Origin of the sequence: Acinetobacter legionensis, from assembly GCF_048552295.1 — a bacterium.
GTDB lineage: Bacteria > Pseudomonadota > Gammaproteobacteria > Pseudomonadales > Moraxellaceae > Acinetobacter.
This window is the reverse complement of record NZ_JBIMCW010000048.1, coordinates 1-16914: the sequence shown is the minus strand read 5'-3', so window position 1 is coordinate 16914 and position 16914 is coordinate 1. Positions and strand designations below refer to the sequence as shown.

The window sequence follows — 16914 nt, the reverse complement described above, 5'->3', positions numbered from 1 at the left end:
TTAGTTCCCATTCATAGACAATCTGGTAGTTCTGTGCTTGGAAAAAGTCGCTTATCTAAAGCCGGTTCACCTAAAATTCGATCGGGTTTATATATGGTTGCCATTGTTGCAACTCGGTACAATCCTCACATTAAAGAGTTGAGCGAACGGCTCTTAGCGAAAGGGAAAACTAAAATGGTAGCGATTGCTGCTGCTATGCGAAAGTTAATTCATCTTTGCTATGGTGTTCTTAAAAACCAACAACCTTATCAGGCATGAATCCTTAAATAATTTGCTTGACAGTTAAGACGGTATCTTTTCATCTGAGCAAGAACAAAGCACTGGTTTTTGTCGTGCAAAAATGAGGCAGCGCCTACGCAAAGATATTTAAACTTTGAATGTAAGATTTTGTATTGCAAACTTTTTACAATCAAATAATTTATCTTTCCATATAATAGATTTAATTAAAAATATTAATTAAATCTATTATATTCTTGTGTCCGAGTTTTTTGACAGGTTGACTATAGAGAGAGGTACAATCTGTAACCCATTCAACACTGATTAATGGGTATTAGATAAATTTTGTTGAATCAACTTTTTAATTAAGTTAACAGTTTCAACTGGATGTTCTAAAGGAAACATATGTCCTCCAGCCGTCAGAGTAAAAGGAATATTAAATTTCTTTTTGGTAATTTGTGGAAATTTACGTTTTAGAAAAGGGCTCTCAGAACCAATAACTAAATCTATTGGAACTTGTGGTTGTGGATGAGGTAACCACCAATAAGAAGGACCAGTTCTAAAAATTGCAACTTCAACATCCTTAGGAATGGTCAAAGTCACGCCACCACGAACATGATCTTCTGTTAGCGCATAATCGATATAAGCATTAAAACAATCTGCGTCAAAATGCTGATAAAACCCCTTTGGACGTAACAATTCTGCGGCTTGTTGACGCGATTCCCAATGATCTCGACGGCGTAAGCTGAGGTGAGCTGGTGTCATCGCATCGATTTTTTGAGGATAAAATTTCTTTGCAAGATTAAAGACAAAGGATGCGGTTCCCATAATCAATGGAGGATCCAATAAAATTGCTTGTTCAAATAAATCTGGACGTTTAAACGACGCTAAAAAAGTTGCAACAGCGCCTAATGAATGACCTAAGCCTATGACTTTACGTCCATTAGATTGTTGCACAATACTATCAATCACTTGATCTGCAAAATTCGACCAATTGTTATCAATAGGATAACGTTGATCTGTGCCTAATAAAGAAACATAAATCACATCATATTGATCTTTCAATAAATCAAATAGTTTCATATAGACTTTAGATGGCACACCATTGGCATGGGCAAAATGAATAACAGGTTTCATGTGAGATAGACTAACCATGTCTTGTGTTACGCTCTGAATATGACGAATTGCAAATACTGTAGCTGATAAATTGGATTCAGTTAAATATTTTAAGTGAACTCACTGCTATTGTTTTACAATAAGCGATGTCATTCAAATGACTTAAACAGGTTTAAACCAGCTAAAATGGCATAAAGTAAGAAGAAAATAGAGCTTTAGAATCGTGTTGGACTTATTTTTTCATCTTCTTTTTTCATCTTCTTTTTTCATATTTTTGTTTTTTATCCTGTATGGCTCAGTAAAGAACAAGAATACAATATATTGTTCTTTACTGATCTACCAGACTTGAACTATTGCATTTTCACATCTTGATTCATACCAAGTTTCTGGCTCACGGCTGTACCTAAACCATGACCCATTTCTGAACCTAAACGGCCTAGAACTGAGTCAAATGGGCTACGTTCAACCGTATAATTAACTGTCTTTTTCACTTTTAATTCGCGTTTTAATGTTTCCATATTCCCTGCTTTATCTGCGATACCCAATTTAATTGCTTGGTCACCCGTCCAGAATAAACCAGAGAAGATCGCTGGATCTTGCGATTTCAGCTTTTCACCACGACCTTTTTTCACAGCATCGATAAAGTGATCATGTACATTGTCCAATAAAGCTTGAATATGCGCACGTTGTTCTGGATTAATCGGTTTCGTCATACTCAGTATGTCTTTATTACTTCCCGAAGTCATCGTTCGGTCTTCAACACCTAATTTTTGCGCTAAACCATTTACCCCATAGTTCGGCATAATCACACCAATTGATCCCACCAAACTCGATGGATTTACCCAAATTTCGTCTGCTGCTGATGCAATATAATAAGCACCTGAAGCTCCCATATCACCAATCACAGCATATACTTTTTTCTCTGGATTTTGTTTTTTGAGGTACTGAATCTCTTGCCAAATATCATCAGACTGAACTGGTGATCCACCTGGGGAATTCACATTCAATACTACAGCTTGAGCAGACTTTGCTTGAAATGCTTTCTTTAATGATTTAATCGTATCGGTACTATTTACACCTTGACTACTTGAATCAATTGTACCAACGATATTGACAACCCCTAAATGATTCTCTGAAGTTATTGTTCCATCATCTGACCCTGATAATGAACAACTCTTACCCAGTGCAACTAAGACAAAGAGAATATAAAGAAAAGTGAGTATTTTAAAAAAGATCCCCCAGCGACGAGTACGGCGTTGCTCTTCAACTGAAGCAAGAACAGCTTTCTCTAAGATCTTCCATTCCTGTCCTGTAGGCTGTTGACCCGCAGAGGAATTCAAATTTGTATTGTCATTTTGAGGTTTCGGCGGCCAATCTGACATTTATACCATCCAAATTAATTATTCATGCTTCATTATATACACGGAATCCGTATAATCTATTTAATCATTACGATTTAACTTATAATAATTTGCTAAATCTCACTATTACTTAACCTGCGCTTTAATTTTAGATCCGGATGACTGATAAAACCTCAACTTCGCGACTTCTCAATTTTTTCAGTCGACTGCCGATCCCAATCGCACGTTTTATCGCGCGCATTTTGGCTGGACTTGTCAACTTATTACGTATCACCAAAACCTCTGAAACCATTCGTTTAAATATTGAAATTTGCTTTCCAGACCTAGATAAATCCAAACGCGAAAGAATTACAGAGCATGCAATTCGCAATGAATTACAGTCTTATATGGAGTTTTTTACGGTTTGGGGAAGTTCAAATCAAGTAAATATCGACCGTATTCACCATATTGAAGGTGAGCACCATTTCCATGAAGCAATTGCGGAAAAAAAAGGCCTTGTACTGGTCGTGCCTCATTTCGGTACTTGGGAAATTATGAACGCATGGTTTGCCCAATATACGCAAATGACCATTATGTATGAACCAATTAAAGATGAAAGTGCAGATCGTTTCGTACGTGCTGCGCGAGGTCGCGAAAATGCCACACTGGTTCCAACAGATGAATCTGGCGTCCGGCAAATATTTAGAGCTTTAAAACAAGGAGGTACCACCGTTATTTTGCCTGACCATTCGCCACATCAAGGGGGAGAACTTATTGAGTATTTTGGGATTCCACTCTTTTCAAGTAATTTAAGTGCAAAGCTGATCCAAAAGACCAAATCCAAAGCACTCTTGCTATATGCTATTAGAAACGAAAATCAGGGTTTTGATATGGTCGTTCAACCTATTGATGAAAATATCTATCAGGTCGATGCAAATCAGGGCACACATATTATTTACACTGCGCTCGAAAAATTAATCTGCCAATACCCAGAACATTATCACTGGAGTTATAAACGTTTTAAAGCTCACCCAAAACTAAAACAGATTTATAATGTTCCCAATAAAGAAGCGATGGAAATGATCAATTCAATCCGCAATGAGACGATCATGGGAAGCGAGCCACTTTAAGTTTTGCCGATAACCTATCAACTCCATCTGCCCTTGCGAATTTAGCTTAAATTGAATAGAACCTTGTTCAATAGTGGTTTTGACTGGAATATTCAAAGCCTCTAGCCGTTTCAATACAATCGGATGTGGATGACCATAGCGATTGGCATATCCAGCCGATACAATCGCAAGTTTAGGTTGTAATTGCTTTAAAAAGTCGTATGAAGAACTATTTTTGCTACCATGATGACCTAGCACTAAGACATCTACTTTTAAATCTGGATATTGTGCTAATAGATTATATTCCGTTTCCCACCCAGCATCCCCCATCAATAAAAAATTTTGATGTGATTTCGACTGAGGAACTTGAATATAAATGATGCATGAGAGTCCATTTCTGTCATACCGAGCTTTGCTTAGGCTATTTTTAGCAGGCGCCAAAACAGAAATCCGAACATCTTCATATTGCCAATATTGCCCTTGATGACAATACTCAAATTTATGCTGATTAAGCAGCTCATCTATTTCATTTGAATAAACTTTGTCAATTTTGACGACCTTCTCTATTTCTGCAAATGCACCACTATGGTCTTGATCTAAATGGGTCAGAATCACTTGATCCAATTGAGCAATGCCTTGTCGCATAAGATATGGAATAATGACTTTTTTACCAATACTGAATTGCTCTTCATCAAATGTGCCACCTGTATCAATCAGCATTTTATGTTCAGGCAAATTTAAAAAAATTGCCTGTCCTTGCCCAACATCTATGACATCAAGTTGGAATCTTGAAGAATTTTTATGTGATATTACTAACGGTGCTAAGCAGAGTATTGCCCAAAATTTGGGAAGCACACCTTTGGGCAGAAAGATAATAAACACAGTCAAAGCAATGCAAATAATTTGCAAAGAATTGAATGCCCACCAATTCAATTTAAAATTGAGAAACTGATCCAACTTTTCCAGTAAATACAACAATATAGACAAAAAAATATCAGAAACTTTAAAGAGTACTCCACCTAAAGGATCAAAAAGTATACTCATGCATGCCGCCATGACTTCAATAGGAACAATTATTGCACCAATCATTGGAATTGCGATCAAATTGCTCAAGGGTGTGATCCATGAAAATTGTTGAAATATCCACAGCACCACTGGTAATAATGCAATAAATATTTTCCATTGCGAATCAATTAATACTCGTATAAATAGTTTAGTCTTAGTTTTCCATGTCTCTACAGTTTGATTCGAATGTTGCTGAACAGTCTGATAGACACGAATCAAAATAAAACATGAACCAAAGGATAACCAAAAAGCAGAAGATAGAATACTAAAAGGATCAATTACTAATAAAATACTGGCTGTCAATAATAGATGCTTAAGAGGTTGAATTTTTTGCTTGAATAAAATAATAAAAATCAAAATTGTGACTGTCAGCATGGTTCTTAACGCGGGAATTTCAAAACCAACAAAAGCGCTATAAAACACCACACAGGCTAAAAAAGGAAAGATCAATAAATAAGGTTGTGGAATTCTCAAAAAAATCTGTGGATAAGCTTTTTTAATGATTGAATTAAACAAAAAACAAAACAAACTTGCAAAAATTAATACGTGCGGTCCAGAGATTGCAAGTAAATGAGAGATGCCCAATTTTTTAAATAACTCATGTGTTTCATTCGCCAATAAGCTTTCATCACCGGTTAATAAGGCCAAGAGCAATCCCTTATTATGTAATGATGAAACTGCAATCCAATGGCGAAATTTTAGACGTAACTTTTCTATACTGAGTTGAGCTCTATAAAGCAAGGTATTCTGTTGACGAATAAAGGATGTATAACCCAACTGTTTCACTTGAATTTCATCGATATGTTCAAATGAGTGAGCCTTGAATACACCGAGAATGTTTTGTTGTAGAAACCATTTTTCTTTATCAAAAGCACCAGCGACAGCATAACCGTGAATTGGTTTGATTTGCCCTCTTACTCGATAATATTGGCCTAGTTGGATCATTTCAGACTGTGAATCATCCAGATACATTAACATTTGTGTGGCTTGTTTTAGTCCGAGTAACAATACTTTTTGTTGAATACGCTGTTGAGTACGGGGGAGTTGGGAACTAAAGGATGAGTTGGTTTGCTTAATCGTATTTATGCTAGAAATATAAATAATTTTTTCAATTTGATGAGCTGATGTATCACGTAAGCTTAATCTTTTTTCGAGTGCTGAATCTGCATAATGCCAACCGATTAGACCACATGATATACCGACTAAGCTTAAATAGATCAGTTTAAATACCAAGGAATTAATCAATCTATACTTCGACCGATAAAATTTAAATAGCAAAAGACTTAAGGCTAAGCTAATCCATACCAAGAGAGTTAAAGAAGCTGGTGAATGGTATCCCATAAAAGAGATACCCAATATCCATCCAATTAAAGCAATATATATATACATAGTTTTTCTATTTATTGTTTTCAGTGTTTTATTGATTAAGCCCAATCATTTATTGGGCTTAAGTTTAAAAAATATACCTCACTTTAGAATGATATCATCAAATGAGTGCTAAAATTAGCCATCAATCCAGACACCATCTTGCATATGTAGGATTTTATCTGCTGATTTTGCCAGTTGCTCATCGTGCGTCACAATCAACATTGCCATATTGAACTCCTCACGTAAATCACGCAGTAATTCAAAAATAGATTTTGCTGTTTTGCGATCTAGATTCCCTGTCGGTTCATCGGCTAACATTAACTTCGGTTGTGTCACCAAAGCACGTGCTAAAGCTACACGTTGACGTTCACCACCTGATAACTCACCAGGTTGATGTGTTAAACGATGCGATAATCCAACACGTTCAAGTAAATATTCAGCACGTTCTTTAACCTTTTTATACTCCGCATCTTTTCTTAACATCAACGGCATTGCGACATTTTCAAGTGCAGTAAATTCAGGCAATAAATGATGAAACTGATAGACAAAGCCTAAATGTTCATTACGTAAAAAACCGCGTTCAGCTTCACCCAAGTTATCAAAACGTCTGCCATTTAAATTTACCAGACCTTGGGTAGGGCGATCTAGCCCTCCCAAAATATGTAATAGCGTACTTTTACCTGACCCACTTGAACCCACAATGGAGACAAACTCACCTTGCGCTACTTGTAAGGATAAGCCTGTAATCACGTCTACATGTGACTTACCATCAGTAAACGATTTATAGATATTTTGTGCCTCTAAAACCACTGGACTTTGTGTAGCACTATTCATAACGAAGCGCCTCCGCAGGCTGAATTTTAGCTGCTCGCAATGCTGGGTAAATGGTTGCAATAAAGCTGAGACCCAAGGACAAGCTCACAATCACCACGACATCTTGCCATCTTAAATAAGAAGGTAAGTAGTTGATAAAATAAGCATCGAATAAATGTAATCCAAATGCAGTATTCAACCAGCCAATAAAGTTACTAATTCCTAAGGCAGAGATAATCCCCAAGATTGCACCAGCGACAGTTCCAACCACACCAATCACAGTACCTTGCACCATAAAAATGCGGGTAATTGTTGCAGGTGATGCGCCTAATGTTCTCAAAATTGCGATGTCTGATTTTTTATCCGTCACAACCATGACCAATGAAGAGACAATATTAAATGCAGCAACAAGTACGATTAGGAATAACAATAGACTGACCATTGCCTTTTCCATTTGGATTGCGCTGAATAAATTACCATGCGTATAGGTCCAATCTGAGGCATAGAAACCGTTTGGTAACTCACGAACAATTTCATTGGCAACCTGTGGCGCTTGGAAAATATCATCCAGTTTCATACGCACACCTTGCGCACCGTCAGGTAGACGTAATAGCGTAGATGCATCATTGAGTGCGATGTAACCTAAACTCGAATCAACTTCCGCACCTATACTAAAAATACCCACAATTTTAAAACGTTTAAAACGTGGCACAACCCCTGCTGGCGAAGGGGTTGCTTCAGGTAAAACCAAGGTGACATTGTCATTTAGACCAAGGCCTAACGCATCAGTCATTTGTTTGCCTAGAACAATGCCATATTCACCTTTTTTTAGTTGATCTATGCTACCTTCCACCATATGATTTTGGATAATTGAAACCTTCTTTTCATATTGAGGTTCAATACCAGTCACCATGATGCCGGCGACCTGTCCTTGTGCAGTAAGCATACCTTGTAGTTGGGTAAATGGAGCAACACCAGTCACATGCTTATGTTGTTCAATTTTCTTTGCAAGTACAGGCCAGTCTGTTAGAATTTGTGTTGAAGAAACAGTGGCTTGAGGTATCATACCTAAAACACGGTTCTTTAACTCTCGGTCAAAACCATTCATAACAGATAAAACTGTAATCAGTACAGCAACCCCTAAGGTTAGACCGATCATGGAAACCAAAGCGATAAAAGAAATAAAGTGATTACTACGCCGTGCGCGAGTGTATCTCAACCCTATATACAGCGAGATTGGTTTAAACATACCATTCTAGTCCGAGGTGTTTTATGGAAGCGTTACAGCATCAAAATGAAGCAAATGAACGTCGTGTCATGTCACGAATCGATGCTGCGTTAAGGATCAACTATCAAATCATTTCTGAAGAAGTTGCGCTGAACGATCCATATGATGCTAATTTTGTATTACCGCGCTATTTTCTACTACTTGCAGAATTAGATCAATTTGATCATGCACTTCACTACGAATTAGAACAATTAAATGAAAAAGATCAACAAATTGCTCGAATCTTATCCTTATTCAACCAAAAGTTAAACCTTATTACTGGTTCTCTTTACGATTCTATTGTACAAACCATGTTACCAACGCCACAAAAAGTCAATTTTTCTGAAAGTGGCTTTAGTTTTACCAGCCAACAATACCTGAAACAAGGTAGCTTTATTCATGTCACCCTGAGCCATCCTGAAAATTTCTTCCATATTGCAGCAACGGCACAAATTGCGTACTCTGAACCTGCTGAAAACGAGCAATATCGTGTAGGTGCCTACTTCATTACCTTGCATCCTCAAGATAAAGTCAAACTCGCAGAATGTATCCAACAAAACATCACCCTACAGAATAATTGATATTGAACATATGGACTCTACTTTATTCGCTTTTGCCTTGATTGCCTTAGGTATGGCACTCACCCCTGGCCCTAATATGATTTATTTGGTCTCAAGGTCCTTATGTCAGGGCAAAACTGCGGGGATGGTTTCATTGGGAGGCACAGGACTCGGTTTTGTATTTTATATGCTATGTGCTACTTTTGGGATCACTGCTTTATTAATGACGATTCCAGTTGCATACGATATTTTAAAAATTGCTGGCGCGTTCTACCTGATTTATCTTGGCTGGAAAACTATTCAATCACCTCACTCGCCTTTTGAGATTACCAGCAACCAATCTTATTCAAATTCAAAACTATTTTTGATGGGCTTTTTGACTAATCTACTGAATCCTAAAATTGCGATGATGTACTTAGCTTTGCTGCCACAATTTATCAAACCACATCAAGGCGATGTTTTAGTGCAAACGCTTAGTTTGGGTATTGTCCAAATTGTGATTAGTCTGTTCATCAACATGTTGTTTATTTTTTCTGCCAGTTCTTTTACCCAACTTTTAAATCGTCATGCGCTTTGGTTAAAAATGCAAAAATGGTTTATGGGTACAGTATTTTTTGGCTTAGCAACACAAATCATGCTGAGCTCCAAAAAATAATACAAATCAATCTAATAGAAACTTAAACGTTCCTAGTAAGATATGGTAGTACCAGCTTTACAGTAATACGCATTCAGGTATAGTCAACCCATCTAATTATTCATACAAATAACCTCTATCAAGTCATTGATCATAAATGACGCTTATAGTTACGTATAAACTTTTTGAAACTGTTGGCTATTCATTCGTTTTTGTACTTTTGAATCCTAGATAGTGATCCTAACATGGATGTCGCCGTTGGGCGGGGGTACAGCACGTACCCCTCGCACATGAGTAAAAACAAAGCACAGCTTTGTTTGCAGCGCAAAGTTTGACATCCCCTACGAAAAGTGATGCATCGCCTACGCAAAGGTATTTAAACTTTCAATGTAAGGTGTGGCATTGCAATTTTTTTATAAACAAAAAATTTTCTTCCATATAGTTAATTTAATTAATAATATTGATTAAATCAATTCTACTCTTGTGTCTGAGTTTTTTGACAGATTGAATATAGATGCAATGATATCCATCTTAGCCACACCCATAAAAAATGGCTCAAAGTGGAGTATTTACTTTGAGCCAAATGAACTGATTTAAAAAGTTTCTTTTTAATAAGCAATTATTCTGCCAACTTATGAATTCGCTTGGCATAACTTGAATGGGCAGAATGATCAAGTTTAGTCAAGATACCATTATCCCCCAAGATACGACGTGCACCTGTTTGCGCCCATTGCGGCAATAAGGCATAAGCACTATGTACTGTTTGTAAGTAATCAGGTACTGCAATAAATAATCGAGGCTTAATCAAAGCACTCAAAACTGCATTGGCAACATCTTGTGATGTCACAACTGGAATCGTTTTTGCAGCATTTTCAGTTCCAGCGGTGAGCTCTGTCAGCACTTTACTGGGTAAAATTGCAGTGAACTGAATAGCTGAATCACGAAACTCACCTGCAACTGCTTCAGTGAGACCAATCACAGCAAATTTAGTTCCAGAATAAACCGCTGAACCTGGCAAAGCAAAACGGCCTGCAAGTGAAGCGATATTCACAATATGCCCTTGTTTATATTTGAGCAATTCGGGAAGTGCCAATTGCATGCCAATGATGACACCACGAAAGTTAATATCAATTTGTGCATCTGCTAAAGCGGGATCTTCATCCAGAAAAGCCCCCATCGGCATAATCCCAGCATTATTCACTAAACCATAAAAACTGCCATAATGTTGAATGGTTTTTTGAATAAATTGGGCAAATGATTTACGATCACGCACATCCACTTTAAAAGCTTTTGCACCAATACGCTGTGCTTCTTTTTCAGCAAGTGCTAAATCAAGATCACCAATACTGACTTTTGCACCTTGTGCAATTAAGGCTTCCGCGGTTGCTAAACCAATGCCACGTGCGGCACCAGTAATCGCAATCACTTTGCCTTTTAATTTTTGTTTTTTAAACATTGCTTTATCCTTTATTTAAAATCTTGGTACATTTCACATCTATCCTCTTTTATAGGCTTGAATAGGATGAAGATTAAAATCCCTTTTTCATACAATATCTTCTTGCTTTAACACTGGGCTTGGTTCAGGTTGATGATTAATCAAATACTCAGCTAAATTAAAATGTTTCATCTTTGCTCGGAGTTTATAGGTTGACCACGGCCAAACTGTACTGTTGCGCCCATTGCGATCAATAAAATAGCTTTGACATCCCCCCTTGTTCCATACCGTAGTTTGCAAAGCTGCTTGGACTTTTTCATTAAAGACTTTTGTAATTTTTGGATTTGGTTCAATAGTCTTGATGCCCAATTGAATTGCCTGTTTCAAAGCATCAATAATATAATCAAGCTGAGCTTCAATGATAATAAATGCTGAGGAACTCACAGCGACATTTGGACCAAACATCAGAAAGCCGTTTGGACAATTTTCTATCATTGTTCCCATATAGCCCTCAGGGCTCCCCTGCCAAACATCTGACATCCGCTGTCCAAAACGGTTATAGACACGATTGGCGATTGGCGGTTCTGCAATTTCAAACCCCGTACCAAGAATAATTATGTCTGCTTCACAACGTTCACCATTACTTGCAATTAAAGTATTACCATTTATTTCAGATAAACCGCTGGCAATCACCTCTACATTATTTTTTGCTAAAGCAGGATACCAATTGTTAGATTGCAAAATACGTTTACAACCCATAATAAAATTTGGGGTTAATTTTTCTCGTAGTTGTGGATTTTTAATATGGTAATTTAAATGCCATTTGGCTAATTTTTGGAATTGATTCATTGCCGCAGGACTTTGAATTCCACCATTTATCGTTTCAAAAATTCCATACACTGAACCTCGCATCAGCTGTTGAGTCAGCGGTAACAGCTTAAACATGGTACGAACGGGCGCAAGTAATGGCATGTCTGACTTGGGCAAAATCCATTGTGCAGTACGTTGAAAGATCGTCAGTTGTTTAACTTGTGGTTGAATCTGCGGTACAAACTGGATGGCCGAAGCACCTGTTCCAATCACCGCAACTCGTTGAGCGGTTAAGTCTAAATCATGCCGCCATTGTGAAGAATGAAAAATTTCCCCTTTAAAGGTTTCAATACCTTTAACATCAGGCAATACAGGTTCATGCATAGGACCACAAGCAAGAATTGCAAATTCAGAGCGCAACTCACCCTGTTCGGTTTGGATAATCCAGCACTTTTCTACATCTGACCATTGTGCTTTTAAAGCTTCACGATTCAAATGCACATGTGGCATGACCTTGTACTTATCTACCACATCAAATAAATATTGTTTAATTTCTTTTTGCTGTGCAAATACCCGTGACCATGCATGGTTTTGTTCAAATGAGTATGAATAAAGTGCGGATGGTACATCACAAGCGCAGCCTGGATAAGTATTTTCACGCCAGACCCCGCCCATTTCAGCAGCCTTTTCCAGCAATATGAAATCTTCAATCCCTGCTTGTTTTAATTTGATCGCAGCACCAAGACCAGCAAAACCGCCACCCACGATAATCACTTTGTAAAAGTTTTCATCCTTTGTATTTTTTTTCATTTTTTCCATGTTGAAAATCGCTTAGAATATAAACACTGGGAACACAATGTCAAAAACGGAATGACTTGTCAATTTCCATTGTTTAACAATTTTGAATATTTATTTGGTATTCTTTGCCTATGAATGAACCAACAACTTTACGTCGTGCAGAACGTCAACGTATCCAATTACAAGCCGATATTTTAGAAGCTGCGTTTTTAGAATTTTCTGAGCGTGGGTACCATCAAACAGCCATTTCAGATATTGCCAAACGCTTAGGCATTGGTCATGGTACTTTCTATCGCCATTTTGAAAATAAACGCAATATTTTGCAGCATGTTATTTCGGATACTATGCAAAAAATCATGGCATTGCTTACTGGTGAAAATGCCCCTCAGGCGGTGAATAATATTGAAGAATACCGTGAACAGTGTCAGCGAATTTCTGAACGCCTGCGTCTTTTTGCACAAGAGAATCCTCTAACTCTAAAATTATTATTACTTGAAGCAACTTCGATAGATGCTGAAATGACCAGATTTATTCAAAACTTGATGCAAATGGCGGGTATTTTTACTGCTAACTATTTAAAGCATGGGGTAGATTCTGGTTTTTTTCGTGAGAATTTAGATTGTGAAAATACTGGACATAATATCATTGGGATGATTACCAATGGGGCTCTACGTTTTTTAGCCAATCCTGAAGATCTCAAGGGTTTAAAAAAATATGGCGATTCGATTATTGAATTAATCGTAGCTGGAGTTGCTAAAGCATCAACCTGATTTATGCCAATCAACATAATAAACAGAATATAAATTAACCTGAGTACAATATAAAATTCTTGAAAAAATAGGGTATTCGGAAATGTCATCCACAACTGTCTGAGGCTATTTCTACGACTCATTACATGGCTTGCTGGCGGTCGAGAGTTTTGCGGTGAGCCTAGCTGCATAAGAAGATTATTCATTAGAAGCTTAGCTCCTCATCCCGAAAAAAATAAGTCAAGCAACATGCTGATTATAAAATTGAATAGAATTTCAGCAACACTCCACCAAGATCTTTTTTTTCAATAAGTTAAAAATATATTTAGGTTAAGCATACCTTAAATTAAACTGTCTTTCTTTTTTCTCATACAAGCCTACGGATTATTGTTATCTTGTAGAGACTGAAAAGTCACCCTTAGACGCAGATCTAGTCCCAACACACTGTTACATTTCATCCTAAGATTAGAAATAGTACGTAAATTAACTCAAAAAATGCATTTATCTTGAAGATAAATTGTCGTTTTTAAAACTATTTTTTATAACGAATACAATTACGTCCATCCTTCTTTGCCAAATATAAATATTCATCAGCTGCTTTAAACACCTTATGGATGTCTGTAGAAATTTCAGGCCAATGCGCTATCCCTATCGACACGGTAATCGCGGGTATTTCTCCGATTGGCGTTACTTCTAATGCCTGTCGAACCCTCTCTGCAATATTAATACTTAAATTTTGACTATCGATAGGACTCAGAATCACAAACTCTTCTCCTCCAATCCGACAACAAACATCAACACTCCTGACACAATCCTTAATATTTTGTGCAGTCTTTGTCAGGACTAAATCTCCTTTTTCATGCCCATATTGGTCATTAATTTTTTTAAAATAATCGATATCAACGGTGATAATTGCAAACGCTGCTTCATTTTTCATTAAGCGTTCAATATGTAATTCCATTCCTCTGCGATTATAAAGTCCTGTTAACGGATCTGTATTTACATAGTGATTGAGTGTAGATATTTTTTTCTTAAAATTTGAAGAGCTCTGTAACAGTGAGCGTTTAAAATTTCTTACCTCATAATATAAAGCATCCACATTTTTAATTTGAGTTGCAGTCTCTGGGTTATTGAGATGACTCGCCATTGTTGCTAAGCGATTTAATGGTGCTGAGATATAATAGGATATTTTCCAGATGATCAGAAAGATTAAAATATAAAAAACAAGCATATAAGCAATAATTTTATAAATCAGATAAGGAACTTTTTCTAAAAGCTTATGAGTCGGTTGTTGGGAAACGATGATCCAATTGGTATGACTTACTCTTGCAAAGCCTGCTAAATTATCGACCCCTTTGCTATTGACGAGCCTTATTTTTCCGATCATATGACTTGTCATATAATTGAGACCCGTATTATCTGTTGCAAGAGAGCCTATTCGACTTGCATCAGGATGAAAAATGATTTTTCTATTACTATCTAATACATACATATAACTATCTTTATAGTTAAAGCTTAGGGTTAGTAACTCATTAATAATATTTTTTTCCTTTAAATAAATTGCACCACCAATAAAGCCCAGATAATTTTTGTTTTTATCAAAAATAGGCTGAGAAATAAAAACAATTAAATTATTTTTAATTGAATAATATGGGCTTGTGATTACGGTCTTTTGAGTTTTAAGGGATTGTTTAAATCCCAGTGTGGAATTCACTACATTTTTATTAATGGCAATTTTTGAAGGTGAGAAATTGAGCACATGCCCATATTTATCTGAAATGATTACACTATCAAAGTAATTAGATTGAAATTTAAGTCGATCAACTTCTGATTGTTTAAATTGCTCATCACTAAATGAATTACCCAGTAAAGACGCACTATAATTTAACTGTTTTAGCACAGTCTGAATTTGAGAATCAGTTTTTTGGGCTATTTTTGTGGCATATTCCATATTGAACGAAAGCGAAGTATCTAATAGTTCTTTTTTTTGGATAGAATAATTCACAAAAAGCGAAGCAATAAATAAAATAGCGATGCTGAATATTGCTAAAAATAGAATAAGTTTTCTCAGATTTAACTTTAGACAAAATATGAGTTTTTTCAGTTTCATGAGGTCATGTGCAAACAGCATTTGATTGAATTTTATTCTTTTTCTCTAAGTATTACTACAATATTTTTATGATTGTTTAATTTATTTTGATGATTTTTAAATGATTTCCCATAATATACTTTATACCAAATTCATAGAGAATATCTAGCTTTGGTGAATGGAGTTTAGCCACTTTAAAGGTGCCTATCAATGATAAAAACGAAAGCAAATGAATAATATATTAATTAATAAAAATAAAGGAAATTAGCTAAAAATAACAGGAAAAATACTGCAATTACTTTATTTTGCATAGATATATGCTTTGAGATAGATACTACTCATATGATAAGACCAATAAAAATTGATCGGAGTTAGGCTTCATTTTTAGCATGTTACTGTAATTTTAATTTCGATTTGGTTGAATAATTAAAATGGCTAGAATCCTCTAAGCACTGTGAATTACTCACTGAACCTTCCTTATTTTAACTTACTTGGTATAGCGATAGCGAAGGGGTAAAATTAAAATAGGAAAGTGAAATTGGCAAAAAATATTTTGCTAAATTGAAGCTTGAGAGTTTGGATAAAATATTTTGATCTAGGTGATTTTCTGTAAGTGTGTCTTCTTATTAACGCTATCTGACAGATATCCACTTATGGGCAATCTGTCAGATTAAATCTGTAGTTTGGTTTTGATGATCACAAACCATCTTTGCTCTGCTTACATCCAATCACTAAAATACTCGTTATAATATCACCTGGACCTGTCAATGCCGTGATATTACACAGATACTGAGCACGCTCTTGTACCGCATTTTGATAATATCCAGTCGGGCGATATTGATTTTCATAAATAGCACCAACAACACCTTGCCCACCAGTTTGTCCAACAACACGCTGCCCTGCATATTCAGTTCCTGTTTGCACAAACTGTTGTACAACATGTTGGGAAACAACCGAATTTTCCCACATTGCAGAGCCACCATTATTACTTGCAGGAACGCGATAAGTGGGTGATCCAAAGATACCAATCGCTTTATTTACATGTTGCCCAACCAATTTATCAGCTGCTTGTTGCACAGGATTAGGTGTTGAAACACAGGCTGTTAGTGACAAACCTAGTGTTAATACAGCTAAAACGCTCAAAGCCCTAAATTTACGTCCATCCATTTGGTGTTGTGGATTATTGGTTGTCAATTGCTGTTTGCTGATCATAAGAAGGTTTCCTTTTCCTTACGCTGGTTATTTATCTTCACTAAAATGAACAAATACTTTTTTATAAAACATTTCGATGAGTTAAACATCGTGAGAAATCGTAAATTATGGATCAAGATAATATTCGGCCCGCACATTGCCTTGTTCCAACTCATTAGCGCGTTCAACCACCCGTTCAAGCGACTGTCGGTCACAATCTAGTGCTGTCATATTTTTACCTGAAGATTTAGCTGCATTTTAGAGGTGGTCCCACATGTTTGAACAACTAAAAGCTTATTTATAAGTGATACTCTGCTCTAGTTAAGCTACCTTATTTTGTTGTGGTAGCTGGTC

14 protein-coding genes are annotated in these 16914 nt (G+C 36.4%); 5 read left to right on the top strand and 9 right to left on the bottom strand.

Annotation, left to right across the window (positions count from 1 at the left end; all coding sequences use genetic code 11):
• The coding region (locus tag ACG916_RS21000) for a transposase (protein ID WP_419330733.1) at positions 1–258 on the top strand (258 nt) is incomplete at its 5' end.
• Positions 259–540: 282 nt separating this feature from the next.
• Here the strand turns inward: ACG916_RS21000 and ACG916_RS20995 are convergent.
• Positions 541–1353 (bottom strand): alpha/beta fold hydrolase, encoded by an 813-nt coding sequence (locus tag ACG916_RS20995; protein WP_336954762.1) that lies wholly within the window; start codon positions 1351–1353, stop codon positions 541–543.
• A gap of 329 nt (positions 1354–1682) precedes the next feature.
• Positions 1683–2714: a signal peptide peptidase SppA gene (gene sppA, locus ACG916_RS20990; RefSeq protein ID WP_419328865.1), complete on the bottom strand. Its 1032-nt coding sequence runs from the start codon at positions 2712–2714 to the stop codon at positions 1683–1685.
• Positions 2715–2851: 137 nt separating this feature from the next.
• Here sppA and ACG916_RS20985 point away from each other — a divergent pair, with 137 nt between their 5' ends.
• Positions 2852–3802, top strand: a complete 951-nt coding sequence (locus ACG916_RS20985; protein ID WP_336954760.1) for a lysophospholipid acyltransferase family protein — start codon at positions 2852–2854, stop codon at positions 3800–3802.
• Here the strand turns inward: ACG916_RS20985 and ACG916_RS20980 are convergent.
• The 3 genes from ACG916_RS20980 to ACG916_RS20970 form a co-directional block, all read right to left on the bottom strand.
• Complete coding sequence (locus ACG916_RS20980) at positions 3761–6187, bottom strand: DNA internalization-related competence protein ComEC/Rec2 (RefSeq protein WP_419328863.1); 2427 nt, start codon at positions 6185–6187, stop codon at positions 3761–3763. The two genes, ACG916_RS20985 and ACG916_RS20980, sit on opposite strands and share 42 nt — an antisense overlap.
• Before the next feature lie 162 nt (positions 6188–6349).
• Entirely contained in the window at positions 6350–7048 is a 699-nt protein-coding gene (gene lolD / locus ACG916_RS20975) for a lipoprotein-releasing ABC transporter ATP-binding protein LolD (RefSeq protein ID WP_336954759.1), read from the bottom strand.
• Entirely contained in the window at positions 7041–8276 is a 1236-nt protein-coding gene (locus ACG916_RS20970; RefSeq protein WP_336954758.1) for a lipoprotein-releasing ABC transporter permease subunit, read from the bottom strand. The genes lolD and ACG916_RS20970 overlap by 8 nt, the downstream gene beginning before the upstream one ends.
• A gap of 23 nt (positions 8277–8299) precedes the next feature.
• On the opposite strand from ACG916_RS20970, the gene ACG916_RS20965 reads away from it, so the two are divergent.
• Both ACG916_RS20965 and ACG916_RS20960 read left to right on the top strand, forming a co-directional pair.
• Positions 8300–8875, top strand: a complete 576-nt coding sequence (locus ACG916_RS20965) for a PilZ domain-containing protein (protein ID WP_004721776.1) — start codon at positions 8300–8302, stop codon at positions 8873–8875.
• Between the two features lie 10 nt (positions 8876–8885).
• A complete protein-coding gene (locus ACG916_RS20960) occupies positions 8886–9509 on the top strand; it encodes a LysE family translocator (protein WP_419328861.1) in 624 nt (207 codons plus the stop codon).
• Positions 9510–10107: 598 nt separating this feature from the next.
• Here ACG916_RS20960 and ACG916_RS20955 read toward each other — a convergent pair.
• The gene (locus tag ACG916_RS20955) at positions 10108–10944 is read right to left on the bottom strand and encodes an SDR family oxidoreductase (protein WP_336954755.1); all 837 of its coding nucleotides are present in this window, start codon (positions 10942–10944) and stop codon (positions 10108–10110) included.
• 87 nt (positions 10945–11031) lie between these two features.
• Complete coding sequence (locus ACG916_RS20950; protein WP_419328859.1) at positions 11032–12552, bottom strand: flavin-containing monooxygenase; 1521 nt, start codon at positions 12550–12552, stop codon at positions 11032–11034.
• 110 nt (positions 12553–12662) lie between these two features.
• Here ACG916_RS20950 and ACG916_RS20945 point away from each other — a divergent pair, with 110 nt between their 5' ends.
• The gene (locus tag ACG916_RS20945) at positions 12663–13301 is read left to right on the top strand and encodes a TetR/AcrR family transcriptional regulator (protein WP_419328857.1); all 639 of its coding nucleotides are present in this window, start codon (positions 12663–12665) and stop codon (positions 13299–13301) included.
• A 511-nt stretch (positions 13302–13812) separates the two neighbouring features.
• Here ACG916_RS20945 and ACG916_RS20940 read toward each other — a convergent pair.
• Entirely contained in the window at positions 13813–15390 is a 1578-nt protein-coding gene (locus ACG916_RS20940; RefSeq protein WP_419328855.1) for a sensor domain-containing diguanylate cyclase, read from the bottom strand.
• A 675-nt stretch (positions 15391–16065) separates the two neighbouring features.
• Positions 16066–16581, bottom strand: a complete 516-nt coding sequence (locus ACG916_RS20935; protein WP_419328853.1) for a hypothetical protein — start codon at positions 16579–16581, stop codon at positions 16066–16068.
• Between the last annotated feature and the right edge of the window lie 333 nt (positions 16582–16914).